The 25,363-nt window shown below is 76.1% G+C and carries 16 protein-coding genes; 12 read left to right on the top strand and 4 right to left on the bottom strand.

The window, feature by feature from the left end; all coding sequences use genetic code 11:
• Positions 1–306 precede the first annotated feature (306 nt).
• Positions 307–1,236, top strand: a complete 930-nt coding sequence (locus tag Q2K16_RS07305; protein ID WP_302744318.1) for a sulfite exporter TauE/SafE family protein — start codon at positions 307–309, stop codon at positions 1,234–1,236.
• 175 nt (positions 1,237–1,411) lie between these two features.
• Positions 1,412–2,251: a fumarylacetoacetate hydrolase family protein gene (locus tag Q2K16_RS07300; RefSeq protein WP_302744317.1), complete on the top strand. Its 840-nt coding sequence runs from the start codon at positions 1,412–1,414 to the stop codon at positions 2,249–2,251.
• Positions 2,252–2,348: 97 nt separating this feature from the next.
• Here Q2K16_RS07300 and Q2K16_RS07295 read toward each other — a convergent pair whose 3' ends face one another.
• Complete coding sequence (locus tag Q2K16_RS07295) at positions 2,349–3,086, bottom strand: SDR family NAD(P)-dependent oxidoreductase (protein WP_302744315.1); 738 nt, start codon at positions 3,084–3,086, stop codon at positions 2,349–2,351.
• Positions 3,087–3,289: 203 nt separating this feature from the next.
• Between Q2K16_RS07295 and Q2K16_RS07290 the strand changes: the two genes are divergently transcribed.
• From Q2K16_RS07290 to Q2K16_RS07275, 4 genes are all read left to right on the top strand, one after another.
• A complete protein-coding gene (locus Q2K16_RS07290) occupies positions 3,290–3,976 on the top strand; it encodes a (Fe-S)-binding protein (protein ID WP_302744314.1) in 687 nt (228 codons plus the stop codon).
• Entirely contained in the window at positions 3,973–5,415 is a 1,443-nt protein-coding gene (locus tag Q2K16_RS07285) for a lactate utilization protein B (protein ID WP_302744313.1), read from the top strand. The genes Q2K16_RS07290 and Q2K16_RS07285 overlap by 4 nt, the downstream gene beginning before the upstream one ends.
• Positions 5,405–5,926: a LutC/YkgG family protein gene (locus Q2K16_RS07280; RefSeq protein WP_302744312.1), complete on the top strand. Its 522-nt coding sequence runs from the start codon at positions 5,405–5,407 to the stop codon at positions 5,924–5,926. Before Q2K16_RS07285 ends, Q2K16_RS07280 begins: the two co-directional genes overlap by 11 nt.
• Positions 5,927–5,991: 65 nt before the next feature.
• A complete protein-coding gene (locus Q2K16_RS07275) occupies positions 5,992–7,569 on the top strand; it encodes a DUF4139 domain-containing protein (protein ID WP_302744311.1) in 1,578 nt (525 codons plus the stop codon).
• A 7-nt stretch (positions 7,570–7,576) separates the two neighbouring features.
• Here the strand turns inward: Q2K16_RS07275 and Q2K16_RS07270 are convergent, their stop codons facing one another.
• The 3 genes from Q2K16_RS07270 to Q2K16_RS07260 all read right to left on the bottom strand — a co-directional run bounded on the left by Q2K16_RS07270 (position 7,577) and on the right by Q2K16_RS07260 (position 11,958).
• Positions 7,577–9,109, bottom strand: a complete 1,533-nt coding sequence (locus tag Q2K16_RS07270; RefSeq protein ID WP_302744309.1) for a polysaccharide deacetylase family protein — start codon at positions 9,107–9,109, stop codon at positions 7,577–7,579.
• A gap of 112 nt (positions 9,110–9,221) precedes the next feature.
• Entirely contained in the window at positions 9,222–10,595 is a 1,374-nt protein-coding gene (locus tag Q2K16_RS07265; protein ID WP_302744308.1) for a glycosyltransferase family 2 protein, read from the bottom strand.
• 1 nt (position 10,596) lies between these two features.
• On the bottom strand, positions 10,597–11,958 hold the full coding sequence (locus Q2K16_RS07260; protein ID WP_302744306.1) for a nucleotide sugar dehydrogenase: 1,362 nt from the start codon (positions 11,956–11,958) through the stop codon (positions 10,597–10,599).
• Between the two features lie 588 nt (positions 11,959–12,546).
• On the opposite strand from Q2K16_RS07260, the gene Q2K16_RS07255 reads away from it, so the two are divergent.
• The 6 genes from Q2K16_RS07255 to Q2K16_RS07230 all read left to right on the top strand — a co-directional run bounded on the left by Q2K16_RS07255 (position 12,547) and on the right by Q2K16_RS07230 (position 25,333).
• Positions 12,547–13,422, top strand: a complete 876-nt coding sequence (locus Q2K16_RS07255; RefSeq protein ID WP_302744304.1) for a DUF4132 domain-containing protein — start codon at positions 12,547–12,549, stop codon at positions 13,420–13,422.
• Complete coding sequence (locus Q2K16_RS07250) at positions 13,419–18,167, top strand: hypothetical protein (RefSeq protein ID WP_302744303.1); 4,749 nt, start codon at positions 13,419–13,421, stop codon at positions 18,165–18,167. Before Q2K16_RS07255 ends, Q2K16_RS07250 begins: the two co-directional genes overlap by 4 nt.
• Complete coding sequence (locus Q2K16_RS07245) at positions 18,164–19,324, top strand: AAA family ATPase (RefSeq protein ID WP_302744302.1); 1,161 nt, start codon at positions 18,164–18,166, stop codon at positions 19,322–19,324. Before Q2K16_RS07250 ends, Q2K16_RS07245 begins: the two co-directional genes overlap by 4 nt.
• The gene (locus tag Q2K16_RS07240; RefSeq protein ID WP_302744300.1) at positions 19,308–22,823 is read left to right on the top strand and encodes a vWA domain-containing protein; all 3,516 of its coding nucleotides are present in this window, start codon (positions 19,308–19,310) and stop codon (positions 22,821–22,823) included. Before Q2K16_RS07245 ends, Q2K16_RS07240 begins: the two co-directional genes overlap by 17 nt.
• On the top strand, positions 22,820–24,667 hold the full coding sequence (locus tag Q2K16_RS07235; protein ID WP_302744299.1) for a hypothetical protein: 1,848 nt from the start codon (positions 22,820–22,822) through the stop codon (positions 24,665–24,667). The genes Q2K16_RS07240 and Q2K16_RS07235 overlap by 4 nt, the downstream gene beginning before the upstream one ends.
• Before the next feature lie 75 nt (positions 24,668–24,742).
• Positions 24,743–25,333: a carboxymuconolactone decarboxylase family protein gene (locus Q2K16_RS07230; RefSeq protein WP_302744298.1), complete on the top strand. Its 591-nt coding sequence runs from the start codon at positions 24,743–24,745 to the stop codon at positions 25,331–25,333.
• Positions 25,334–25,363: the final 30 nt, after the last annotated feature.

The raw sequence follows: 25,363 nt of genomic DNA, 5'->3' as shown, positions 1-25,363 counted from the left end.
CGCCGCCGCTGACCTCGGCGGTGACCGCCGACCGGGCGACGAAGCCCTGCAGGCGTCACCGATAACGGCTCTGGGCTGGCAAGAGGCCACCCCATGACGACGGTTGACGTACTCCCTTAACGAACGTTTCACGCGCTGTCCGCCGGATGGTCGTACCCGCCGGCGTCACGCGATCTGCGGGGGCGATTCCTCCGGCAGCACCGACCTCTGCACAGGCCGCGACCAGCCGGGACGGCCGTCACCGCGACGGTGGTACGCCCCGGCCGGGCAGGCCTTCCCAATTCCCCTTCCGGATCGGCGGTAATTGTGCGTAGCCTGCTTCTTCTTGCCCTCGTCGGCCTCGGTGCCCAACTGGTCGACGGCAGTCTCGGGATGGCGTACGGGGTGACCTCCACCACATTGTTGCTGGCGCTCAACACAGGCGCGGCGAGCGCTTCGGCGACCGTGCACCTGGCCGAGATCGGCACCACCCTCGTCTCCGGCGCCGCCCACTGGCGGTTCGGCAACGTCGACTGGACGGTGGTCCGTCGGGTCGGCGTGCCGGGCGCCATCGGGGCGTTCGCCGGGGCCACCTTCCTGTCCGGCCTGTCGACCGCGACCGCGGCCCCGATCATGTCGCTGATCCTGCTCACCCTCGGCCTCTACGTGCTGATCCGGTTCACGGTCGCCGGGCTGCCCCGCGACCGGGTCGGCCTGCCCCTGCGCAAGCGCTTCCTCGGCCCGCTGGGACTCGTCGCCGGCTTCGTCGACGCGACCGGGGGCGGCGGCTGGGGGCCGGTCGGCACCCCGGCGATCCTGGCCAGCGGCCGACTGGAGCCCCGCCGGGTGATCGGCTCGATCGACACCAGCGAGTTCCTGGTGGCGGTCGCCGCCAGCCTGGGCTTCCTGGTCGGCATCGGCTCGGAGAACATCAACTTCGGCTGGGTGGGCGCGCTGCTGCTCGGCGGCATGATCGCCGCGCCGATCGCCGCCTGGCTGGTGCGACTGGTCCCGCCCCGGGTGCTCGGCTCCGCCGTCGGCGGGGTCATCGTGCTGACCAACATCCGGACCCTGCTACGCAGCGAGTGGATCGGCGCCCCGGACGCCGTCCGGTACGCCTGCTACCTGGTCGTCGCGGCGCTCTGGGCGGCGGCGGTGACCTGGTCGCTGCGCCGGCACCTGGCCGACCGGCACGCCACGCCGGTCGCCGTCGGCCCGGAGAGCGGTGCCGGGGAGCCCGCCACCACGTCGAGTTGACCGGTCGGCCGGTGACCGCCGGACTCGCAGGAGCGGGCCCGGCAACCGCCGGCCGAAGCCCTCCCGGCACGGTGCCGCAGCGCGGGTGCGCTGCGGCACCGTCCGGTACGGCCCGGGGTGATCTACCATCCTGGATGGCGTCGATGCCGTGCCGGATCGTGGAGGGTGGCACCTGATGAAACTGATGCGGGTGGGCCCGGCCGGTGCGGAGCGGCCGGTGCTGTACACCGACGGCCGGCACTATGACCTGTCCGCGCTCACCCCCGACATCGACGGCGCGTTCCTCGCCTCCGGTGGCCCCGACCGGGTCCGGGCGGCCCGCGACCTGCCGGAGCTGGACGTCACCGGGCTGCGGGTAGGCCCGCCGGTGGCCCGCCCCGGCGTGGTGCTCTGCGTCGGGCAGAACTACGCCGCGCACGCCGCCGAGTCCGGTGCCGCCCCGCCCGAGACCCCGATCGTCTTCTACAAGGCGCCCAACACCGTGGTCGGCCCGTACGACGAGGTGCTGGTGCCCCGGGGCGCGACCGCGACCGACTGGGAGGTGGAGCTGGCCGTGGTCATCGGCCGGCGGGCCCGCTACCTGGAGTCGCCCGCGCAGAGCCTGGCCCACGTCGCCGGCTACCTGGTCGCCAACGACGTGTCCGAACGCGACTTCCAGCTGCGCGACTCCGGCGGCCAGTGGTCCAAGGGGAAGTCCTGCGAGACGTTCCAGCCGCTCGGCCCGTGGCTGGTCACTCCGGACGAGATCCCCGACGTGCAGGATCTCCGCCTGCGCTCCTGGGTCAACGGCGAGCCCCGGCAGGACTCGCGAACCGCAGACATGATCTTCGACGTGGCGTACCTGATCTGGCACCTGTCGCAGTACACGGTCCTCGACCCGGGCGACGTGATCAACACCGGTACGCCGGAGGGGGTCGCCCTGTCCGGCCGGTTCCCCTACCTGCGTCCCGGTGACGTGGTGGAGGTCGAGGTGGAGGGCCTGGGCCGGCAGCGGGTCACCATGGCGGCGGCCTGACCGGCGGCGGGGAGCGGCTGCCGGCGTTCGCCGTCGGGTCGGCACCGGCCCGACGGGAGTCGGGGACCGCCCGGGTGGCCCGTCCGCCCCGCCCGGATCAGCGGACCAGCCGCAGGCCGGACATGCCGCCGTCGACGGCCAGCGCGGTGCCGGTGGTCGCCCCGGAGACCGGGGAGGCCAGGAACGCCACCGCCTGGGCGACCTCGTCGGCGGTGACCAGCCGGCCGGTGGGCTGCCGGGCAGCCAGCCGACGCTTCTCCGTGGCCGGGTCCTGCGCCCCGGCGAGCAGCCGGGCCACCCACGGGGTGTCCACCGTGCCGGGCGCCACCGTGCACACCCGGATGCCGTCGCCCACCAGGTCGGCGGCCATCGCCAGGCTGAGCGCGTGCACCGCGCCCTTGGTGGCCGAGTAGACCGCCCGGTCGACCAGGCCCGCCGTCGCGGCGATCGAGGTGATGCTGACGATGGCGGCGCTGGTCGAGCGGCGTAGGTGCGGCAGGGCCGCCCGGCAGGCGCGGGCCACCCCGACGACGTTGACGTCCAGACACCGGTGCCACTCGGCGTCGTCGGCGGCCTCCACCGCACCGACCGCGCTGACCGCCGCGCAGTTCACCAGCACGTCGAGCCCGCCCAGGGTCGCCGCGACCCGGTCCATGGTCCGCTGCAGCGGGGCGGTGACGTCGGCGGTGAGCCGCAGGTGCGCCCCGCCGGCCCCGGGCTCGCGGTCGAGCACGGCGACCCGCGCCCCGCGTGCGGCCAGCAGGTCGGCGACCGCCGCGCCGATGCCCGAGCCACCCCCGGTCACGGCGGCCACCAGGCCGTGGAAATCCGTCATCTCGGCACCTCGTCGACGGGCGGTGGAGGCCGGGGGACGCCCACCCGCGCCCGACGCCCACCGGGCCGGCACGCCGCGACGTCCGACGGGCCACCGGCCCGCCCCGCCGGTGCGGAAGATGCCGCACCCCGCGCCGACTGCATAGATCATATACAATGCGTCAATCACGTCCCGGCCTGGCGAGGGGGCTGCGAGGGGGCACGGTGCGCATCGCGTTGTTCGTCACCTGCCTCAACGACGCGTTCTTCCCCCGCGTCGGGATCGCCACCGTGACCCTGCTGGAGCGGCTCGGCCACACCGTCACCTTCCCCGCCGGGCAGAGCTGCTGCGGCCAGTTGCACGCCAACACCGGCCACCGGGCCCCGGCCCGCGACCTGGAACGGCACACCGAGGCGGCGTTCGCCGGCCACGACGTCGTCGTCTCCCCGTCCGGCTCCTGCGTGGCCCACCTGCGGGCGCACACCCGGCTGCCGGTGTACGAGCTGTCCGAGCTGCTGGTGGACGTGCTCGCGGTGACCGACGTGGGGGCCCGCTTCCCGTACCGGGTCACCTACCACCCGACCTGCCACGGGCTGCGGATGCTGCGGCTGGGCGACCGTCCGCTGCGGCTGCTCGCCGCCGTACGCGACCTGGAACTGCTGCCGCTGCCCGAGCCGGAGCAGTGCTGCGGTTTCGGCGGCACCTTCGCGCTGAAGAACGCCGCCGTCTCCGGGGCGATGCTTGCCGACAAGTGCGCCCACGCGGTCGCCACCGGCGCCGACTACCTGGCCGCCGCCGACAGCTCGTGCCTGGCCCACATCGGCGGTGGCCTGGCCCGCCGACCCGACGCCCCGCGACCCGTCCACTACGCCGAGATCCTCGCCGCCACCGGCACCCGGGCGACCGGATGACGTCTCCGCAGGGCCGGCACCTGCCCATCGTGGCGGCCACCCCGTTCCCCCGGGCGGCGGCCGGCGCGCTGCGCGACGCCCAGCTCCGGGCCACCCTGGGCCGGGCCACCCGCACCATCCGGGAGAAACGGGCCGCCGTGGTGGCCGAGGTGCCCGACTGGGAACGGCTGCGCGAGCGGGCCGCCCGGGTCAAGGACGACGTCATCGACAGGCTGCCCGAACTGGTGGACCGGTTCACGCGGGCGGCCACCGCCGCCGGGGCGACAGTGCACCACGCCGCGGATGCCGCCGCCGCCAACGCGCTGGTCACCGAGCTGGTCCGGGCGCGGGGCGTCGACCGGGTGGTGAAGGTCAAGTCGATGGCGACCCAGGAGATCGGCCTCAACGAGGCGCTCGCGGCGGCGGGCGTCACGGCGGTGGAGACCGACCTGGCCGAGCTGATCGTGCAACTCGCCGACGACACCCCGTCGCACATCCTGGTGCCGGCGATCCACTACCACCGGGGGCAGATCCGCGAGCTGTTCGCCCGCCGGATGCCCGGCTTCACCGCCGACTCGGACGACCCCGCGGTGCTGGCCGGCGCCGCCCGGGAGTACCTGCGGCGAACCTTCCTGTCGGCCCGGGTCGCCATCTGCGGGGCGAACTTCGCGGTGGCGGAGACCGGCGCCCTGGTGGTCGTCGAGTCCGAGGGCAACGGCCGGATGTGTCTGACCCTGCCGGACACCCTGATCGCCGTGGTCGGGGTCGAGAAGCTGCTGCCCCGCTTCACCGACCTCGGTGACTTCCTGCGGCTGCTGCCGCGCTCGTCGACCGGCGAGCGGATGAATCCGTACACCTCGATCGTCACCGGGGTGACGCCCGGCGACGGGCCGCGCCGGCTGCACGTCGTGCTGCTCGACAACGGTCGTCGCCGGATGGCGGCGGACCCGGTGGGCCGGGCGGCGTTGCGTTGCATCCGCTGTTCGGCCTGCCTGAACGTGTGCCCGGTCTACGAGCGGGTCGGCGGCCACGCCTACGGCTCGGTCTATCCCGGCCCGATCGGGGCGATCCTGTCTCCCCAGCTCACCGGTCAGGACGCCGGCCACAACGCGACCCTGCCCTACGCCTCGACGCTCTGCGGGGCCTGCTACGACGTCTGCCCTGTCAAGATCGACATCCCGGCGATCCTGGTGCACCTGCGCCAGACGGGGCCGAAACCGGCGGCCGAACGCGCGGCGATGGCATGGCTCGCCTGGACGATGCGCGACCGCAGACGGTGGCGGGCGGCGCTGCGTACGGCCCGCTCCGGTGGCCGGCCGCTGCGGGTGCTGAGCCGTCGGCACGGCGGGCGGCTGCGCCGGGCGCCCTGGCCGCTGTCGGCCTGGACGGCGTACCGGGACGCCCCGCTGCCGGCCGGAGAGTCCTTCCGCGACTGGTGGAGCCGTACCCATGACTCCTGAACTGTGCGCGCTTTTCGCCGCCCGCGCCGGTGACTACCGCGCCGGGGTGCACCCCTGCACCCCGGCGGAGCTGCCCGACGTGCTCGCCACCCTGCTCGCCGGGGCCACCGCCGTGGTATTGCCGCCCGGGACGCCACCGCAGTGGACCGCCCGGCTCGGCCCGCCCACCCTCCCCGGTGACACGCTCACCGCCACCGGGCTCGACGCGCCCGGCCTGGCCGTGCTCACCGGCTGCGCGCTCGCCGTCGCCGAGACCGGCACCCTGGTCCTCGACGGGGGCCCGGCGCAGGGCCGCCGCCTGCTCACCCTGGTCCCCGACCACCACGTCTGCGTGGTCCGGGCCGCGCAGATCGTGGCCGACGTGCCCGATCTGGTCCGCGCGCTGCCCGACCCCACCCGCCCGATCACGATGATCTCCGGCCCGTCCGCGACCAGCGACATCGAGCTGAGCCGGGTGGAGGGCGTGCACGGCCCGCGCCGCCTCGACATCGTCTGCCTCCCCCCGGAGTAGCCGGCCCACCAGTCGGCCCACCCGCCGCTCCGGCCGGCGTGCGCGCCCCGGCTACCCTCGCCGCCGTGGACGCTGTGGAGATCGAAGCACCCGTGGTCGCCGTCACCGTGTATCCGGACCGGGCCCGGGTGACCCGCCGGGCGAGCATCCGGCTGGCCGCCGGGGAACACCGGCTCCGGATCGCCCCGCTGCCGTTGCGGCTGCGCCGGGACTCGCTGCGTACCGGCGGCGGTGGCGCGGCCACCGTCCTCGGCGTGGAGGTGAGCACCTGGCGGCAGGCCCGCAGCACCGACGGCCAGGTCGACGCGCTCACCCGGCGGGCCCGGGACCTGGCCGACGAACTCGCCGAGATCGACGACGCCGCCGAGGTCGAGACGCAGCGGCAACAGTTCCTCAGCCGGCTGGCCGACCGGGCCGGCGGCACGTACGCCCGCACGCTGGCCGCCGGTGACGCCGCCCCGGCCGACGTGACGTCCTTCGCCGACGCGGTCGCCGCCCAGCTCACCGACTCCCACCGCCGCCGACGCGGGCTGGCCCGGCGACGCACCGACCTGACCGAGGAACTGTCGGCCGTGCAGCGGCAGGTCGCCGACGCGGGCGGCAAACGGGCACCCGACCGGCTGGCCGCCGACGTGACGGTGGCGGTGGACGCCGACGACACCACCGTGGACCTGGAACTGACCTACCTGGTCGACGGGGCCCGCTGGCAGTCCTCCTACGACCTGCGGCTGGTCGGGGACGCCATGACGGTCACCTGGGCCGCCCTGGTCACCCAGGACACCGGCGAGGACTGGCCGGAGTGCGCGCTCCAGCTCTCCACCGCCCGCCCGGCGGCGGCTGCCGGCGTACCGGAGTTGTCGCCCTGGTACCTCGACCGGGTCCGGCCGGTGGCGCTGGCGGCGGCGAGCTTCGGTGCGCCGCCACCGCCCGCGCCCGCCGCGGCCCCGGCCGGCGGCGGTGGGGTGGCCCGCGCGGGCGGGCCGCGGCCGCCGGTGCGGGAGAGCGTCGCCGAGGTCGAGCAGGGCGTCACCGCGGCGACCTACCGGCCGGCCCGCCCGGTGGCGGTGCCCGCTGACGGCAGCGCCTACCGGGTCGTCATCGCCGTGCTGGACCTGCCGGTCCGCCTCGACCACGTGACCGTGCCGCTGCGGGCCGCCGAGGCGCACCTGCGGGCGACGGTCCGCAACACCTCCACGCACACCCTGCTGCCCGGCCCGGCGGCGGTGTTCCACGACGCCGACTTCGTCGCCACCACCCGCCTGCCGACCTGGGCGCCCGGCGAGGAGACCGAGGTGGCGCTCGGGGTGGACGACCGGGTCCGGGTGGAACGCGAGCTGACCCGGCGCTCCGACACCCGGGCCACGCTCGGCTCCACCCGGCGGCGGGACGTGGAGTACCGGATCAGCGTGGCCAACCACACCCCGCGACCGGCGACGGTGGAGGTCCGCGACCAGCTGCCGGTCTCCCGCGACGAGGCGGTGACCGTCCGGGAGACCACCGTCGTCCCGCCGCCCGACGAGCGCACCGAACTGGGCGAGCTGACCTGGCGGCTGCGGCTCGGGCCGGGGGAGGGCGGCGACATCACCCTCGGGTTCCGGGTCGAACTCGGCAAGGGCGTCGAGCTGGCCGGCTGGCGGGAGTGACGGCCGCTCACACCGCGGCGGTGACGGCGAGGGCGGCGACCGACGGGTGGGCACGTCCCTCGGCGTCGTCGATCGCCAGCGCCAACCCGCCGGTGGCCCCCGGCCCGGTCGGGGTGGACACCCGCAGGGCCGGGCCGCCGTCGACCCGGGCCACCGTCACGCCGTCGCGCACGGTGACCGTGACCCGGTGGGTGGCGGCCGGGTCCACGGTGGCCTCGGCGACCACCGTGCCGGCGCGCAGCACCGCCACCCGGCCGTGGGTCACCCGGACCGCGACCGTGGCGTCGCCGTTCACCCCGACCAGCAGGGTCACCGTGCCGCCGTCGGTGCGCAGGCCGCGCACCGTGGCGTCGGCCGTGTAGCCGGTCCAGTCCGCGCTGGCGTACGCGAGCAGGGTGCCGTAGGCGCGGCGTGGGCTGTCGGCGGGGAACCGGCCACCGGTCAGCGGGGACAGGTCGGTCATCGGCTCGCCACGCTGGTCGCGCCAGTCCCAGGCGCGGGCGAACGGGTCGGTCACCACGGCGGGCACGGCCGTGCGCTCGACGACCGCGCTGACCAGTTCGGCGGCGGTGGTCCGGGCGTACACCTCGGCCCGCTCGACCTGCCCGTCGGCCGCCGACCGGCGGCTGCTCGGCTGTGGGGCGGGCGACTTGTTGGTCAGCGCGGCGACGAACCGCGCGGCGATCAGGTCGCGGCTGAACGCCGCGGCCTCCGGGTCGGTCGTCGCGTCGCCGATCTCGGAGAACGGGTACGCGAACAACTGCGGGCGGGGCAGCCGGTGTGCGGTGAACGCGGCGAACATCGCGTCCAGGTCGGCGGTCAACCGCTGCCGGTAGGCGGCCAGGCTCTCCGGCGTGCCGGTGGCCGGCTCCCACCGCCTGTGGGTCAGCGGGGAACCGAGCCGCCCCGGCGCGGTCTGCACCCGGGTGTGCAGGTCGTGGGTGTGCGCCTGGAAGTCCCACCGACCGGAGCGGCTCATCCGGTCGATCTCCGCCCAGCTCAGGTAGTACGGCCGGTGGGTGCCCACCTGCCCGGTGATCAGGTAGGAGGCGGCCACCATGTGGTGCCGTTTCAGGATCGGGTCGGCGTACGACCACAGCCCCCGGGTGCCGTCGTCGAAGGTGAGGTAGACCGAGCGGGGCGGGACGCTGCCACCGCGCAGGTAGTCGACATACTGGGCCGAGGAGATCGTCCGGTAGCCGGCGGTGCGCAGCGCGGTGAGCTGGGCGTCGAACGCCTCCGGGGTGACCACGTAGTGCTCCCGGCCGGTCGGCTCGGTCGCCGCCGGGTCGTCGCCGTGCGGCCGGATGTCGTGGTACGCGACCACCACCGGCGCGGCCCGTTCCGGCAGCCGCCCGGCCGTCTCGGTGAAGCGGCGCAGATCGGCGGGGTCGACCCGGGTGACCGGGGTGTCGTGCTGCCCGCTGACGTGGCGTCGCAGGTCGTCGAGGTACCAGGACACCCCGAACGGTGCCGCCACCACCAGCAGGGTGACCAGCGACAGCAGCCCGCCGAGCGCGCGCGGCCAGAGCCGGCTCACCGGAGCACCTCGCCCCGGGTGAACACCACGGAGTAGAGCAGCACCAGCGCCACCACCCCGGCGAGGGTGAGCGCCACCCGGGCCAGCCCGGTCAGCAACCGACGGCGGGCGTTCACACCGTGCTCCGGGACCACACGCCACGCCGGATCGTCCCCACCGACCAGGGCAGCAGCCAGGACAGCACGGTGGCGGAGAGCACGCTCATCAACGGCCGGTACGCCCAGCGCGGGTCGCCCGGGTTGTCCAGCCGATAGGCCAGCCCCCACGCGGTGCCCTTGAGCAGCACCCCGCACAGGTAGAGCAGCGGCACCGCCCACCAGCCGCGCAACGGCGCCCAGACCAGGTGGGAGAAGGCCATCGCCGGGGCCAGCGCCACCCACAGCGCGTGTCCGTAGTAGAGCGCGGCAGGTCCGGCACCCCGCCGCCACATGAACGTGCCGGTGAAGAACAGGTTCCGCACGTAGCTCTTCTTCCAGCGGGTCTGCTGCCGCAGGAACGGCCGCAGCCGGGCCGGCACGGTGGTCCACACCTTCGCCGAGCGGACGTAGCCGACCCGCCAGGCACGCGGCGGATGGTCCTCGTCACTGACGAACGGCGAGTCGGCGAAGCGCGCCTTGAGCCGGTCGCCGATCCAGCGTTGCCCCAGCACGTACCCGGTGAGCTGCCGGTCGGTGGCGAACCGGAACTCGCCGCCGAGGAACCGGTCGGCCGCCCAGGCGGGCAGGTAGTTGAACACCGCCTCCCGCCGGAAGACCGCCAGCGGGCCGGAGACACAGGTGACCGCACCGAACGACGCCTCGGCCGCCTTGGAGACCCGGAACTGGCCCTCGTACCAGACGTCCTGCACCCGGCTGAGCAGCGACTCGTCCGGGTTGAGCGCGCGGGCGTGGCCGCTGACCGCGCCGAGGTCGGGTCGACGCAGCAGCGCCTCGACGCAGCGTCCCACCGCGTCCGGGGCGAGCACGCAGTCGGAGTCGGTGAAGGCGAGCACCTCGCCGGTGGCGTGCCGGGCGGCGTGCACCAGGGCCCGCTTCTTGCCGACGTTGCGGGGCAGGTGCAGCACCGTGACCGGGAGTTCGGCGGCGAGCCGGTCGAGCACCTCGGCGGTGCCGTCGGTGGACCCGTCGTCGACCACGATCACCTGCAACGGGCGGTGCTCGCTGCCGGTCATCGACCGGACGCACGCCTCGATGCCGTCGGCCTCGTCCTTCACCGCCACCAGCAGGCTGACCGTCGGGGACGGCGGCAGCGGCGGAAACGCGGCGTGCCGGGGCTGCGCCGGGGCCTCGGCGGGGTCGACGTAGCGGGCGTAGGCCAGGTAGAACACGGCGACGGTGGCGGTGAGCACGGCGAAGCCGTAGAACGCCAGCAGCGGGGCGTACGGCAGCTGGGGCAACTGGCGGGCCAGCAGCACGATCAGCGGCAGCAGCGCGAGCACGGTGAGCAGCCGGCGCAGGCCGCGCCGGACGGGGGCGGTCACCGGCATCTCAGACGACCTCCCGCCGGGGCAGCCCGGCCAGCCGGTAGGTGGCGTCGAGCACCATCGGCTGCCCGCGCAGCCACGCCTCGTCCAGGCCGGACTGGCGGGTGTGCACGACCACCAGGTCCCACTCCCGGTCGGCCGGGTCGGTGACCCGGTGCATGGCCTGGCCGTCGGGGGTGCGGACCGTGTCGACGAGGTCGTCGACGAAGCCGACCTCCGCACCGGCCCGGACCAGCTCACCGATGATCTCCAGCGCCGGGGACTCCCGGACGTCGGCGACCCCGGGCTTGTAGGTCACCCCGGCGAGCAGCACCCGGGCCCCGAGCAGGGGACGCCCGGCACCGGCGAGCAGCTCCCGGACCCGGTCGACGACCCGTCGGGGGCGGGCGGCGATCCCCCGCATCGCGGTCTCGATCAGGGGTGCCTCGCGGCGCTGGCCACGGACCTGCCAGAGCAGGTAGTGCGGGTCGCACGGGATGCAGTGCCCGCCCACCCCCGGGCCGGGCTGGAAGGCCATGAACCCGTACGGCTTGGTGTCCGCCCCGTCGATCACCTCGGTGACGTCCAGGTGCAGGTCCCGACAGAGGTCGGCGAACTCGTTGGCCAGGGCGATGTTCACCGCCCGGAAGGTGTTCTCCAGCAGCTTGGTCATCTCGGCGGCCTCGGGCGAGCCGAGCCGGTGCACCAGGGGGGTGATCCGGGCCAGCGCGGCGGCGGCCCGCGCGGTGCACTCCGGGGTGGTGCCGCCGACCACCCGGGGGGTGAGTTCCTGCCGGTGCCTGTCGTTGCCGGGGTCCACCCGCTCCGGGGCGAACGCCACGAAGACCTCCTGCCCGACCCGCAGGCCCCGGGCGGCCAGCGGCGCGACCAGCAGCTCGCGGGTGGTGCCGACGTAGCTGGTGGAGGTGAGCACGATGGTCTGGCCGGGGCGGGCGTGGGCGACCACCGCCGCGCAGGCGGCCCGCAGCGCGGTGAGGTCGGGCGCAAGGTGCCGGTCCACCGGCGTGGGCACGCAGATCAGCACGGTGTCGGCGTCGGCGATCTCGGCGACCGCGGTGGTGAGGCGCAGCGCCGGGTCGCTGCTCCGCAGCGTCTCGCGGAGCCGCTCCCGGTCGTCGTCGAGCAGGTCGGCCCGGCCGGCCCGGATGTCGTCGAGCCGGTCCGGGGAGATGTCCACCCCGGTCACCCGGGCGCCGCTGGCGACCAGGGCCAGGCTGGTCGGCAGGCCCACGTAGCCGAGGCCCACCACGGCGGTACGCGCACCGGGGCCGCTGGCGGCGGCGACGGCCGGCTCCGGCGGGGCGACGGGGGAGGCGGGTGCGTTGGTCGGGACGTCGGCCCGGGCGGCGGGCAGGAGCTGCGACATGGTCGGTGGCCCTCACGGAAGGTGAACGGGGATGACCCCAGAGTGCCGAGCCGACAGCCCGTCGGCTGTCCCTCGAACAGCCGCCCGGACCCAGAAAGGCTACGGTGGGTCACCGTCCGTTCGGTCAGTTCTCGGCGTCACGGCAGCCCGGACGCGTCGTTGTCGCCCCGATGTCCTGACTCCGAGTAACCCCAGCGGGCCCATCGACCCCAGCAGTCACAGTGTTGTCGGGGGTGGGCGTCGAGTAAGAATCATCACTGGCGGTGAGCCGCCGGCCGTGTTCCATCGCCCCCGTGGAGGGGGTCCCACGGCTGTCGGGGTCGGCGCCCGGGTCCCCGGGGCGGTGCCCGGCGGGCGGTGGGCCCGGTGCGCGAAGCCTTGCCGGTCACGGGTACGGCGCGACGGTGCCGGACGGACGGGACGGCGTCGCCGGTGGCCACCCCCCGGCACGCCCGTCGATGGTTACCGACGGTGAGGTGTTCGTGCCGTCGTCGGGGTCGTCACCGGGTGGCGGGACGACCACCCGACTTTGTCGCCCGGGTGGGCTAGCCTCCGGTGTCTTCTTCCGTCGAGACGTGGGGAGTCCACATGGGATGGTCAGAGGTGTCGGGTGGCTACCAGGTCACTCTCCGCGACGGCGACGTCGTCGCCCGCAACGCCAAGGGACGGGAACTGCGTTCCGTGCCGGCGTCCCTGCGCGACGATCCGACAGTGGTGGGGCTGCGGCAGCTCACCGAGTGGCTGACCCGGCACGAGACCCAGTGCCGCACCGACATCGAACGCTGGATGGTGCGTTCGCTGCCGGTGCCGGTCGCGGTCCTGACCGAGGTGTGGCCGGACGAGGCGTGGCGCACCGCGCTCACCGACCTCGTCGTCGCGGTGCTCGATGACGACGGCCGGCGCGACCCGGACGGCGTGGGCCTGCTCCGCGAGGTGGGCGACGGCCAGGTCGGACTGGTCGACCTCGACGGCGACAGTGTCCGCCGCAGCGCCGACCGGGTCGTCATCCCCCACCCGGTCACCCTCGACGACCTCGACGACCTGCGGGAGTTCGCCGCCGAACTCCAGGTGCGACAGTCCGTCGACCAGCTCTTCCGCCAGACCTGGGTCCGGGGGGCCGACGTCGACGCGACGGCGACCCGCTACGGCGGCTACGCCGGCGGCCGGTACGACCAGCTCCGTCACCTGACCGCCCGCGCGACGTCGCTCGGCTACCCGGTCCGCGGCGGCAACGCGGTGTGCCGGATCGTCGAGAACGGCGGCACCGTCGAGGCCCGCTCCTGGGTCGGCGCGGACGACCCGTACTACGAGACCGAGACCGGTGACCTCGTCTTCACCGACCGGCACGGCACCGCCCTGCCGCTGGGCGAGGTCGGCCCGGTGGCCTGGTCGGAGGGAACCCGGATGGCCGCCGCGCTGTACGCCGGCCGGGTCGTGGCAGCAGAGCAGGAGGAGGACCGGTGAGCGTCGACGCGACGGACCTGTTGGAGGCGGGCGCCGTGCTGCCCGTCGGCACGGTGGTGGCCAAGGACGACACCACCGACACCCTGACCGCCCGCCGGTACACCCACCCCGTCCTCGCCGGACGGACCGTGGTCCGGCTGGTCAGCGACGCGCTGGGCGAGGCCGAGGACCTGTCCGTGGAGTTCCTGGGCTTCGACCGGCCGCAGCGGGTGACCCCGGTCGGCGTGGTCCGCCAGCAGGCGCTCGGCTTCCCGGCCTGGGCGCTGGTCCACGACCCCGCCAACGGCCACCACGCGCTCGCCCTGGTCAAGGAGATCGAGCGGCTGGCCCGCATGGCGCGGTCCCGGGTCGGCCCGGCCAAGGACGGCTTCAACGCCCTCGGCGAACGGCTGGCCCGGTCGGTGCCGCACTTCCTGCCGACGTTCTACGAGGAGGCCGGCCGGGCGTTCCTCGCCGCCGACAGCGTCACCCACGCGGCCACCATGTTCGGCAAGGCCCGGGACGCCGAACGCGCCTACGCCCTGACCATCGACGAGGACCGCCAGCACGCCGTGTTCCTGGAGTTCGCGCTGGCCGGGGCGTTGACCGCGAAGGCGCTCTCCGGCCACGCCCGGGACCTCGCGGCCCGGCGCACGCCCGCCGACGCGTACGCGATGTTCCTGCGGCTGTGCGTGGAGCGCACCCTGGGCGGCCTGCCGCCGTACGCGGCGATGCACACCGACCTGCGGCGGCTGGCCCGCGCCGCCGGCCTCGACCCGGCCACCGAGGACGAGCGGGTGCTCGGCGAGCTGCTGGCCGCGCCGGCCCTGCACCGGGCCCCGGAAGCGTTCTGGACGGCCTACCGGCAGCCACTGGCCCGGCTCGCCACGGCCGACCCGGCGCTACGCGGCCGGCTGCTCGGGCTCACCCCCCGCAACTGCGGCGACGACGTCTGGCTGACGGTGCTGGAGGAGGCCGACGCCACCCGCGCGCTGACCGGGCCGGCGGGCGACGTCCCCACCGAGGCCGAGTCGCCCGACGGGCCCGCCGGCTGGCTGCGTCGGTTCGACGAGCACCGGGAACGCCGCTCGTGGCGGGTCCGCAAGCGGCACCCCGGGCTGCTCGCCCTGGTGGAGCGGATGGCGGGACGGCTCAAGGCCGACGGGGCGCCGGTCGCGCTCTGCCGCGACCACGACGCCGTCGACCTCGACCTGCTCGACACCTGCCTGGCGCTGGGGGTGCCCGTCGCGGAACCGGCCGGCGACGTCCGGCACCGGCTCGACCTCTGGTTGTCCGACGACACCGACGGCCGGCGTGACCTGGTCGCCGTCGCCGCCGACCCCCGGTTCCTGCCGATGCTGGTCGAGGGCGTCGAACGGCGGCTGCGCACCGGCGGGCGGGACCTGCGGGACCCGACGCCCCGGGTACGGGAGATCGTCGCGGTGCCCGGCCTGCGGACCGCCCTGCGGCGCTGGCTGGACACCCTCGCCGACGCCGTCGGGCGACAGGGGCTGCCGACGCTCGACCAGCACCTCGACCGGGTCGGCAGCGTCGCCTGCCCGACCGGCTTCGCCGTCAACCCCGACGCGGTACGCCGGCTCGTCGACCACGACCTCGGCCCGGTCCTCGGCCGCACGCTGCGCTCCGGCCTGCTCGACGAGTACGGCTGGCCCGCCCTGGACACCGCCGCCGAACGGCTCGCCGAGTCGGGGGCGGACGTGCAGCTCACCAGCCAGTGGCCGTACCTGCTGCTGGTCACCGGCGACCTGGTGACGGTCATCGGGCCGGACGGGGTGGAGCAGGAACACCTGATGCGGATCCCGGCCGGGGAGAACCGGTACCGCTGGCGGCTGGTGCTGCGCCACGTCGACGGGCAACTGCTGGTCTGCTGGGACCGGGGCCGGGACCGGGCCGCCTACTGGAGCGGCACCCCGGACGACGTCTTCACCCTCGCCGACGACGCCTTCACCACCCACCCCCAGCTGTCGCTGCCGCTGCCCGGCGGCGGGCGCACCCTGGGGCGGCGTCCGTTGCGGGTCGGTGACCGGGCCGAGCGGACCGGCGGTCGGGTGATCAGCGACGGCGACACCTACTGGGTGCGCGCCGCCGACCACCCGCTGGGCTGGCGGGAGTACGACCCCGCGACGGGCGAGGCCGGCCGGTTCTCCCGGCCGACGTTCTTCGAGGACGGCACCGTCGACGGTCGGCCCCTCGACGCCGAGGCGTCCTGGCTGCGCCCCACCGGGTCGTCCGACAGTCCGCTGGGCCGCGCCGACGGGCTGGCCGGCTGGCGGGTCCGCCGCACGGCGGACGGCGGCTGGTCCGGCGAGGCCGTGAACGGGCGGTCCTTCGCCCTGCCGGCGGGGGCCGCCGACGGGAAGCTCGCGGCGGCGGTACGGTTCCCCGGCGCGGACACCACCTTCGGACTGCTGTACCGGGGCCGGGGCACCGGCGGCGAGCTGCTGATCTGCGCCGAGGACGGCTTCCTGCTCGGCCGCTACCCGGCCAATGACGAGCGGTCCGCCTTCGCCGCCGGCAGCCGGCTGGTGCCGCCGGCGGAGTACTGGCACTTCCTGCGGCCCCGCGACGAGGCCGGCTCGGCGGCGCTGCGCGGTGTCACCGACGCGCAGGCCGGCGCCCTGCTGGCCGAGGCGGCCGGGCTGGACGCGGCCCAGGTGCGTGCCCTGGTCGGCCGGCACCTGCCGCAGCTCACCGCGCCCGCCCTCGTCGCCGGGGTCGCCGGGCTCGTCACCCGGGCCGCCGAGCAGGTGGCGCGGCTGCGCACGCTGGCCGCCGTGCTCGACGGCGAACAGGACAACGCCCTGCCGGCGCAGGAGGCCCCGGCCGCGTCGCCGGCGGTCGACCGGCTGCTCTCCGAGGGGCTCGCCGGGCTGATCCAGTACTGCTACAGCGCCGAGGACAGCTCCCTGCGGCTGATCTCCCGCGCGGGCGCCGCGCTCACCGGCCCCGACCCGACGCCTGACGCCCGGGGCCAGCTGGACGGTGACCTCGACTGGTTCGACCTGCTGGGGGTGCTGCCGGCCGCGATGTACCGGGCGGTGGCCCCGATCTGCCTGTCCGAGGTACGCGAGGCGCTGTTGACGATGCTGGAGGTGTGCGCCCGCTCCGGGCTGCTCGCCCCGGGCAGCCGGCTGCGGCGGGCCACCCTGGTCGCCGACGCCCACCAGCCGGTCGACCAGGTCCGGGGGCAGGTGCTGACCGGGGGCGGCAGGCGGCTGCTGGTGCTCGCCGTCGACACCGACGACCGGGAGGTCGACGTGCTCGACTGGACGCCTACCGGACGGTTCTCGGCGGTGCCCGGTTTCCGGATCACCGAGGAGGAGATCCTGCCGACCGGTGACGTCACGCCGCAGCGGCTCGACGAGTTCGTCAGGCTCGCCCGGGCCAACGGGCCGCTGGAGTGGCAGCCCGAGTGGGCCCGCACCCTGTCCGGGGCGGCGGGCATGAGCCACGCCGAGGCGGTGCTGCTGCTGGCGGGCCTGCCCCGGCTCGTGTGGGAGCGGGCCCCCGCCGAACTGCTGACCCTCCTGGAACTGCCCGGCCCGGCGGCCCCCGCCGCGGCGGCCCGGTTCTGGGGCACCGGCGGTCGCGGCCGGCAGGCCTTCGCCAACCTGCTCGGGCGACTGATCCCCGAGGACCCGGCGCGGCTGTGGGTCGACGGGCCCCGACAGGATCTGATCGTCGAGGAGTGGGTGCGGCGGCACGGGCCACGGCGACCCGTGCCCGACGAGGTGATCGTCGGGGTGGATCGGGCCGAGGTGACCCGCCCGCTGCCGGCCTCGACGGTGCTCCACTGGGTCGCCAACGCGGCCACCGGCCGGTGGCTGGCCGGTGCCGACACCGGCGTCGACGACGACGACGCGTTGATCGCGCTGACCAGGACACTGCCGTGGCTGGCGTACCACCTGGCCGTCGACGACCCGATCCGGGCGGCGCTGCCGGTCGCCGCCGAGCTGGCCCGGCAGCGGTTGACCGACCCCGGCTTCACCGTCGCCGTCGGGCACGTCGACGGCGCCAAGCTGTCGGCGTTCACCGCCGCGTTCGGCCTTCCGGCGACGACCGGACCGGCCGGCACCGAGGTCGGCCCGGTGCTGGTCCCGCCGGCCGACCGCTGGCAGCAGGTCCGGCTGCGCCCGTCCCGGCTGTCCGGAATGGACGATCCGGCGCTGGCCGTGCTGCGGGCCCGCCTCGACCACGTCAACGAGCAGCTGCTCGCGGCCCTGCGGGCGCTGGTCGGCGGCCAGCTCGCCGAGGTGGTGTCGCACGTCGTCCCGGCGATGGACGACGGCTTCGCGCAGGACCCGACCCGGTCCGACCCCGACCTGGTCGCGACGGTCGCCACGACGCTCGGGCTGGGCGTCGACGCCGCGGCGCTGTACCTGCAACTGCTCGCCCTGCCCGACCCGACCGACCGTAACGTGGCCCGGTGGACCGGCTGGAAGCCGGCCCGGCTCAAGGCGGCCCGCGCCGAGTTGGCCGCGACCGGGCACGTCGTGGTCGCGAAGCGGCCCCGGGCCGGGCGGTCGCTGTTCCTGCCCGGCGGCTGGTTGGCGCTCAAGGCGCCGCTGCTGCCGCTGGAACGGTGGAAACTCCCGCTGCTGATCGGGGGCGAGGGAGGCGTGACCGCCCTGGGCATCGTCTCCCCGGTGGCCCCCGCGCCCCGCCTGTTCGCGCTCGCCTGGGCCCGGCTGGGCGACGGCGACGCACCCCGCTTCGACGATCTCGTTACGGAAAGGCGCCGATGACCACCACGACCCCGGCGGCCCGGCAGGTCCAGCCGGCCGAGCACGCCCACGCCGCCGAACTGGCGTTCCTCGCCGCGTACGACGACGGGCCCCGGCCGCCGGGCTGGCGGTTGACCCCGCGCGCGGTCGTCACGTTCATCGTCGGCAGCGGCGGCGTCGCCCTGGAGCTGCCCCGGCAGGCCCGCCGCGACGACCTGCCCCGCACGCTGACCGTTACCGCCAAGTTCGTCGGGGAACGGGCGCTCGTCGAACGCTGCGTCGTCACCCTCGCCGGGGAACGCGGCCTGCTGCTCGTCGGCGAACCGGGCACCGCGAAGTCGATGCTGTCGGAGCTGCTGTCCGCCGCGATCTGCGGCAGCAGCGAACTGGTCGTGCAGGGCACCGCCGGCACCACCGAGGACCAGCTCCGCTACGGCTGGAACTACGCGCTGCTGCTCGCGCACGGGCCGAGCGCCGCCGCGCTGGTGCCCTCGCCGATCCTGTCCGCGATGCGTGCCGGCGCGGTGGCCCGGGTGGAGGAGATCACCCGCTGCCTGCCGGAGGTCCAGGACGCCCTGGTGTCCATCCTGTCCGACCGGCGGATCGCGGTGCCCGAGCTGTCCGGCACCGCCGACGCCACCGTCCCCGCCGCGCCCGGGTTCACCCTGATCGCGACCGCCAACCTGCGCGACCGGGGGGTGTCGGAGATGTCGGCCGCGCTCAAACGGCGGTTCAACTTCGAGACCGTCGGCCCGATCGGCGACCTGGCCCAGGAGATCGCCCTGGTGCAGCGGCAGGCCCGCGCCACGCTGGAGCGGGTGCACGCCCCGTTCGCCGTCGACGACGCCGTGCTGGAGGCGCTGGTCACCGCGTTCCGCGACCTGCGGGCCGGGCAGTCGGTCGAGGGCTGGGAGGTGGAGCGGCCGTCCACCGTGATGAGCACCGCCGAGGCGGTTGCGGTCGCGTCGTCGCTGGCGCTGGCGGCGGCCTACTTCCCCGGCGACCGGGACGTGGTGTCGCTGCTGCCGGGTCACCTGCTCGGCGTGGTCCGCAAGGACGACCCGGCCGACGGGGCCAAGCTGCTCGGCTACTGGGACGGCGCGGTCAGGCGACGGGCCGAGGACGGCGCGCGCCTGTGGCGGCGGCTGTGGGAACTGCGCGATGTCCTCACCGACTGACCCGACCGCACCCGCCACCGGGGAGCCGGCGGAGGCCGACCCCACGGTCGCGGTCGCCGCGCTGGCCGGGCACCGCCGGCCGTACCTGATCGGGGTACGGCACCACTCGCCCGCGCTGGCGGTCGCCCTGCCCCGGCTGCTGGCCGGGTACCGGCCGGAGGTGCTGCTCCTGGAACTCCCACCGGAGCTGGAACAGTGGCTGCCGTGGCTCGCCGACCCGGCCACCACCGCGCCGGTGGCGCTGGCCGGGGTCCTCGGCGACGGCGGCGGGCCGGCGTTCTACCCGTTCGCCGACTTCTCCCCGGAACTGGTCGCGGTGCGCTGGGCCGCCCGCAACGGGGTCCCGGTCGTACCGTGTGACCTGCCGCTGGCCGACCCGGCCTGGCGGCAGCGGGAGCCGGGTGCCGCCCCGACGCCGGGCCTGTCGTTCGCCGACGCGCTGCGCGCCGCCGGCAGCGGGCGGGCCGACGAGGACCTGTGGGACCGGTCGGTCGAGGCCCGCGCCCCGGGTGCCGACCCGGAGGCGGTACGCCGCGCGGCGCTCGCGGTCGGCTGGGCGCTGCGCGCCGACGCCGAGCGCGGGCCCGGGGTGTCCCCCCTCGACCTGCGCCGCGAGGCCCGGATGCGGCAGTGCCTGGCCGAGGCGGGACAGCAGCGGGTCGCCGCCCTGGTCGGCGCGTTCCACGCCCCGGCGTTGCTGACCGGGGAGGAAGCCCCGTCACCGGCCGGCCCGGCCGGCGCGCGGGCGGTGGTGACCTCGCTGGTGCCGTACACGTTCGGGCTGCTGGACGCCCGGTCGGGCTATCCGGCCGGCATCCGCGACCCGCAGTGGCAGCAGTCGGTCCTCACCGCCGACGGTGACCCCGCCGCGGTCGAGTCGGCGACGACGGACGCCGTGGTGGCGGTCTGCGCGGCGATCCGCCGGGCCGGTCACCCGGCCGGCCCGGGGGAGGCCCGGGAGACCGTCCGGCTCGCGCTCGACCTGGCCCGGCTGCGCGGCCTGCCCGCGCCGGGCCGGGGTGAACTGGTCGAGGCGATCCAGAGCGTGCTGGCCCACGGCGAGGTGCTCGGCCGGGGCCGGGCGGTGGCGCGCGCGATGGAACAGGTGCTCGTCGGGGACCGGCGCGGCGTGCTGGCCCCCGGCACCCCCCGTTCCGGGCTGGCCCCGGCGGTCCGTGAGCTGCTGGCCGGGCTGCGGCTGCCCGGTGCCGGCGATCCGGCCAGGGAGCTGCGGCTGGACCCGCTGCGTTCCGCCCTCGACCGGCGGCGGGAGGTCACGCTGCACCGGCTCCTGGTCTGTGACGTCGCGTACGCCGAACAGGTCGGCGGCGCGGGCGTCGGCGGGGTGGACCCGGTCACCACCAGGTGGCGGGTGCAGTGGTCGCCCCGGACCGAGGCGACGATCGAGGTGGCCGGGCTGCGCGGGGTGACCCTCGGCCAGGCTGCCGAGGGCGCGCTGGTGGAGCGGCGACGGCGGGAACGCGCCGAGGACGGCCCGACCGTCGCCGCCGTGATCACCGGCCTGGCGGACGCCGCGCGCTGCGACCTGACCGGGCTGGCCGTCCGCCGGCTCGCCGAGGTGGCGGTCACCGTGCCGGCCGAGGGCACCCTCGGCGAGCTGGTCACCGCGTTGGCGCTGCTCGACCGGCTGCGTCTGGGCCACCTGCCGGGCGGGGCCGACCTGCCGTCGGACGAGCTGGCCCGGGTCGCCGAGGCGCTGGAGGGCGCGGCGGTGCGGCAGGTCGACGGGCTGACCGGTGCCGAGGACGTCGCCGACGCCGAGGCGTTGGCCACGCTCGCCCAGCGGGCCGACGCCGCCGGGGCGGGGCTGCGGCTGGCCGACTGCCTGGCCCGGCTCGCCGCCCGGGGCACCCCGCTGATGGCCGCCGCCGCCGGGGCGGTCCGGGTGCTGCTGGGTCAGCGGGAACCCGCCGCCTTCGGACGACTCGTCGCGTCCTGGGTGGACACCGCGTCCACGCCCGCCGGACGGCAGCAGCTCCAGGGCCACCTGACCGGACTGCTGGTCGTCGCCGAACCGCTGCTGCGGGCCAACGGCGAGGTGTTCGACGGGCTGCTGGAGCGGGTCGAGACCCTGCCCGACGAGGAGTTCCTCACCCGGCTGCCGGCGTTGCGCGCCGGCTTCCACGTGGTCAGCCCGGCCGGCCGGGACCGGCTGCTGGAGGTGGTCCGGGGACGGCTCGCCGACCCCGGCCCGGACGCCGACGTCGCGGTGCTCGACGACCCGGACGCCCTGCTGGTCCGGCTGCGTGCCGACGCGGCGGGCCGCCGGGCGCTCCTGGCGCAGGGCCTGCTCGCCCCCGAGCCGGCGGACCCGTCACCGGAGCCGCCGACGGCCACCGACGCGAGGCGGCCGGCCATCCGGCGTGCCCCGGCCGGCGGGCTGTCGACGGTGGACCGGTGGCGGCTGGTGCTCGGGAGGGAGTCGACCCGGGTCGGGCCGCGCGCCCGCCGGTATGCCACCGCCCTCGACGAGCTGTACGGGGCGGGCCGGGGCGAGGGCGCGGCGGCCGAGGCGGCCGGTCGCGCCGGCCGGGAGGCGTCCTTTCCCGGCGTACGGGAGTGGGCGCAGGAACTGTCCGCCCTGTTCGGCCCCGGGGTACGCGAGGAGGTGCTGGCCCGGGCGGTGGAGGCGGGCCGGCTGGACGCGGCCACCGAGCTGGACCCGGCGGCGGTCCGGCCGTCCGTCGAGTTGCTCCGCGACGTGCTCACCCTCGCCGGTGGGCTGCCGGAGTCCACGGTGGCGCGGCTGCGCCCGCTGGTGGCCCGGATCGTGGCGGAGCTGACCCGGCAGTTGGCCGCCCGGCTGCGTCCGGCGTTGACCGGCTTGACCACCCCCCGCCCCACCTACCGGCCGGGCGGACCGCTGGACCTGCCCCGGACGCTGCGGGCCAACCTGGCCACGGCCCGCCGCGACGGGCGGGGCCGGTTGCTGCTGGTGCCGGAGCGGCCGGTGTTCCGCACCCGGGCCCGCCGGGGGGTGGACTGGCGGCTGGTGCTCGTCGTCGACGTCTCCGGCTCGATGGAGGAGTCGGTGATCTGGTCGGCGCTCACCGCCGCCGTGCTGGCGGGCGTCCCGGCGCTCAGCACGCACTTCGTCGCCTTCTCCACCGAGGTGGTGGACCTGACCGAGCGGGTGGACGATCCACTGGCCCTGCTGCTGGAGGTCAGTGTCGGCGGGGGCACGCACATCGCGGCCGGGCTGCGCTACGCCCGGTCCCTGGTCACCGTTCCGCAGCGGACGATGGTGGTGGTGATCAGCGACTTCGAGGAGGGGTACCCGATGGGTGGTCTGCTGGCCGAGACCCGGGCGTTGGTCGAGGCGGGCTGTCAGGTGCTGGGCTGCGCCAGCCTGGACGACACCGGCCGGCCCCGGTACTCGGTGGCGGCGGCGGGTCAGCTGGTCGCGGCGGGGATGCCGGTGGCCGCGTTGAGCCCGCTGGAGCTGGCCCGGTGGGTCGGGGAGCAGGTGCGGCGGTGACCGGCCTGCCGCCGGTGACCGCCCCGGTGCTGGCCGAGGCGCTGGACGCGCTGCCCGCCCGGCTGCGCCGCAAGGTCGACGACGCGGTCGTCCGGGCCGGCGGCTGGCCGGTCACCGGCACGACCGGTGGGGTGACGGTCCGGGTCGACGAGGCGACCACGGTGACCCTGGTGACGGTCGACGGGGCGGTGCGCCGCGCCGCCGACGCCCGGTGCAGTTGCCTGCTCGCGCCGAACTGCCTGCACCGGATGGCGGTGCTCGCCCTGGCCCCGGTGGAGGACGCGACCCCGGTGGAGGACGCGGCCCCGTCGCCGGCCGCTGGTCGGTCCGTCGACCCGGCTGCCGCCGACGACCCGCCCGCCGGGGTGGCCGGCGACGTGGTGCCGGACACTGCCGGGTCGCCTCTTGCGCCCACCGGGCGGCAGCGGGCCGCCGCCGAGGGGCTGTGGCAGGTGGGCGTGGCGGTGCTCGCGGCGGGAACCGTCGGCTGCGGGGTGGTGCTGCGGACCGCCCTGCTGCGGGCGGTGCACGAGGCCCGGGCCAACGGCCTGCACCGGGCGGCGGCGGCCGGCACCCGGGTCGCGGCGGGGCTGCGGGCCGCCCGGGAGGGCGAATCCCAGCACCGGCTGGCCGACCTGACCGACGACCTGCGGGAGCTGCTGGCCGTGTCCCGCCGGCTGCGCGGGGACGCGCCGGCAGGTGACCTCGGCGCGCTGCTGGGCACCGCCCGGCGGGCCTACGACCCGCAGGCCGGCCTGCGGCTGTACGGGCTCTGCACGGTCCCGGTGGTGGCCGATTCCGGGTACGCCGGGGTGGTCACCTACCTCGCCGACCGCGACTGTCGGCTCTGGACGGTCGCCGACCTCGCCCCGGGGGACGTGGGGCGGGCCGCCGGCGCGGGTGACGCGACCGTGGCGGTGGGCGAGTCGGGGCTCAGCCACCGGCAGCTCACCCGGGCCGGGCTGGTGGTGTCCGGCGGCACCGCCTCGGAGTCGGGGCAGCTGGGTGCCGGCCGGGCGGTCCGGGCGGTGCGGGCCGCCGGGGTCGGCTGGGCCGACGAACCCCTCGCCGGGCTCTGGGCACAGCCCCTGCCCGACCAGGTCCGGCGGGCCTTCGACGCGGTGGCCGTGCCCCTGCCGGAGCGTCCCGCCGGTGCCGACCTGCTCTTCCTGACCGTACGGGTGCTGGGCGGGCACGACCACACCGTCCTGGTCGACACCGACGACGGGGCGGTCCTGACGCTGACCGTCGCCGACGAGCACGCCGCCCTGCCGCACCGGGCCAACCTGCGTCTGCTGGGGCAGGCGGTGGGGGCGCGGCTGCGCCTGGTGGGCCGGCTCGATCCGTCCCGCCGGGCGACCGTCCAGGCGCTCGCGGTGGGACCTGTCGACGGCGACGGGCCGGGGCTCTCCCTGCCGGAGAGCTGGGCGGGCCACGCCGACCTCGGCTACGACCGGCTGCACGCGAGCCAGCTCAGGACGGGCGACGGCGCGGCGGTGCCACCGCCCGACCGGCTCCCGGCCCCGGACGCGGCCGTGCCGCGTCCCCGGCTCGGCGATCCCGCCCTGGGGCTGCTGCGCCGGCAGGTGGAGCGGGTCGTCTCGGGTGGCCGGGCGATCCAGGCGTTGGCCGACCCGACGGAGCGGAGGCTGCGGCTGGCCCGCCTGGACCTCGGCGCGCACCTGCTCGCCGCGTTGGGATCGGCGGCCCGGGCCCGGCCCCGGGACGCCTTCGGGCGGCTCACCGACGACGACGGGCAGGCGTTCGCCGCGTCCTGGCTGGCGTTGGCGGTCTACGAGGAGGCCGCGTCCCGGGCGTCGGCGGAGGCGTCCTGGCTGCCCTGACCGTCCACGCCCGACCTGTCACATCGGGGCGGCGGCCGGCGTCTACCTGTCGAGACCAGCCGACAAGGAGGCGACATGGGCAGCACCCGGGTTCCGAGGGCCGAGATCACCGGCCTCTACGGTGCCGTGTTGAAGAGGTTCAGCCGGAAGATGTTCGGCGACGTGCCCGAGCCGCTCGAGGTGATGTGGCACCACCGGCCGGTGCTGCGGTTCGGCCTCGGCCTCGGCCAGCGGTCCCGCCGGTGGCACGCCTGCGACCGGCACCTCAAGTCGTACGCGCACATGGCGGTGGCCGCCCGGATCGGCTGCGGCTTCTGCCTCGACCTGGGGTACTTCCAGGCGCACGACGACGGCCTCGACCTGACCAAGGCGCGCCAGGTGCCCCGCTGGCGCGAGTCGGACGTCTTCACCCCGGCGGAACGGGACGTGCTGGAGTACGCCGAGGCGATGACGCAGACCCCGCCGACGGTCACCGACGAGCTGTCCGCCCGGCTGCTGGCCCAGCTCGGCGCGGCGGGCCTGGTCGAGCTGACCGCGTGGATCGCGTTGGCCAACCAGTACGCGCGGACCAACGTCGCGCTCGGCATCGAGGCCCAGGGCTTCGCCGCCGCGTGCGGTCTGCCGCCGCTGCCGTCCCGGACCCGGCCGGACGGCGCGACGGTCTGACCGCCGCCGGCCACCGTTCCCGCCCCGGCC

Source organism: Micromonospora cynarisoli, from assembly GCF_030518815.1.
Taxonomy (GTDB): domain Bacteria; phylum Actinomycetota; class Actinomycetes; order Mycobacteriales; family Micromonosporaceae; genus Micromonospora; species Micromonospora wenchangensis.
This window is presented reverse-complemented; position numbering and strand designations above follow the sequence as displayed.

Coding starts and splice junctions, on each gene's coding strand:
- Q2K16_RS07240 (WP_302744300.1), top strand. CDS start 19,308: ATGTCCTCACCGACTGACCCGACCGCACCCGCCACCGGGGAGCCGGCG.
- Q2K16_RS07255 (WP_302744304.1), top strand. CDS start 12,547: ATGGGATGGTCAGAGGTGTCGGGTGGCTACCAGGTCACTCTCCGCGAC.
- Q2K16_RS07245 (WP_302744302.1), top strand. CDS start 18,164: ATGACCACCACGACCCCGGCGGCCCGGCAGGTCCAGCCGGCCGAGCAC.
- Q2K16_RS07300 (WP_302744317.1), top strand. CDS start 1,412: ATGAAACTGATGCGGGTGGGCCCGGCCGGTGCGGAGCGGCCGGTGCTG.
- Q2K16_RS07295 (WP_302744315.1), bottom strand. CDS start 3,086: ATGACGGATTTCCACGGCCTGGTGGCCGCCGTGACCGGGGGTGGCTCG.
- Q2K16_RS07265 (WP_302744308.1), bottom strand. CDS start 10,595: ATGCCGGTGACCGCCCCCGTCCGGCGCGGCCTGCGCCGGCTGCTCACC.
- Q2K16_RS07260 (WP_302744306.1), bottom strand. CDS start 11,958: ATGTCGCAGCTCCTGCCCGCCGCCCGGGCCGACGTCCCGACCAACGCA.
- Q2K16_RS07285 (WP_302744313.1), top strand. CDS start 3,973: ATGACGTCTCCGCAGGGCCGGCACCTGCCCATCGTGGCGGCCACCCCG.
- Q2K16_RS07230 (WP_302744298.1), top strand. CDS start 24,743: ATGGGCAGCACCCGGGTTCCGAGGGCCGAGATCACCGGCCTCTACGGT.
- Q2K16_RS07280 (WP_302744312.1), top strand. CDS start 5,405: ATGACTCCTGAACTGTGCGCGCTTTTCGCCGCCCGCGCCGGTGACTAC.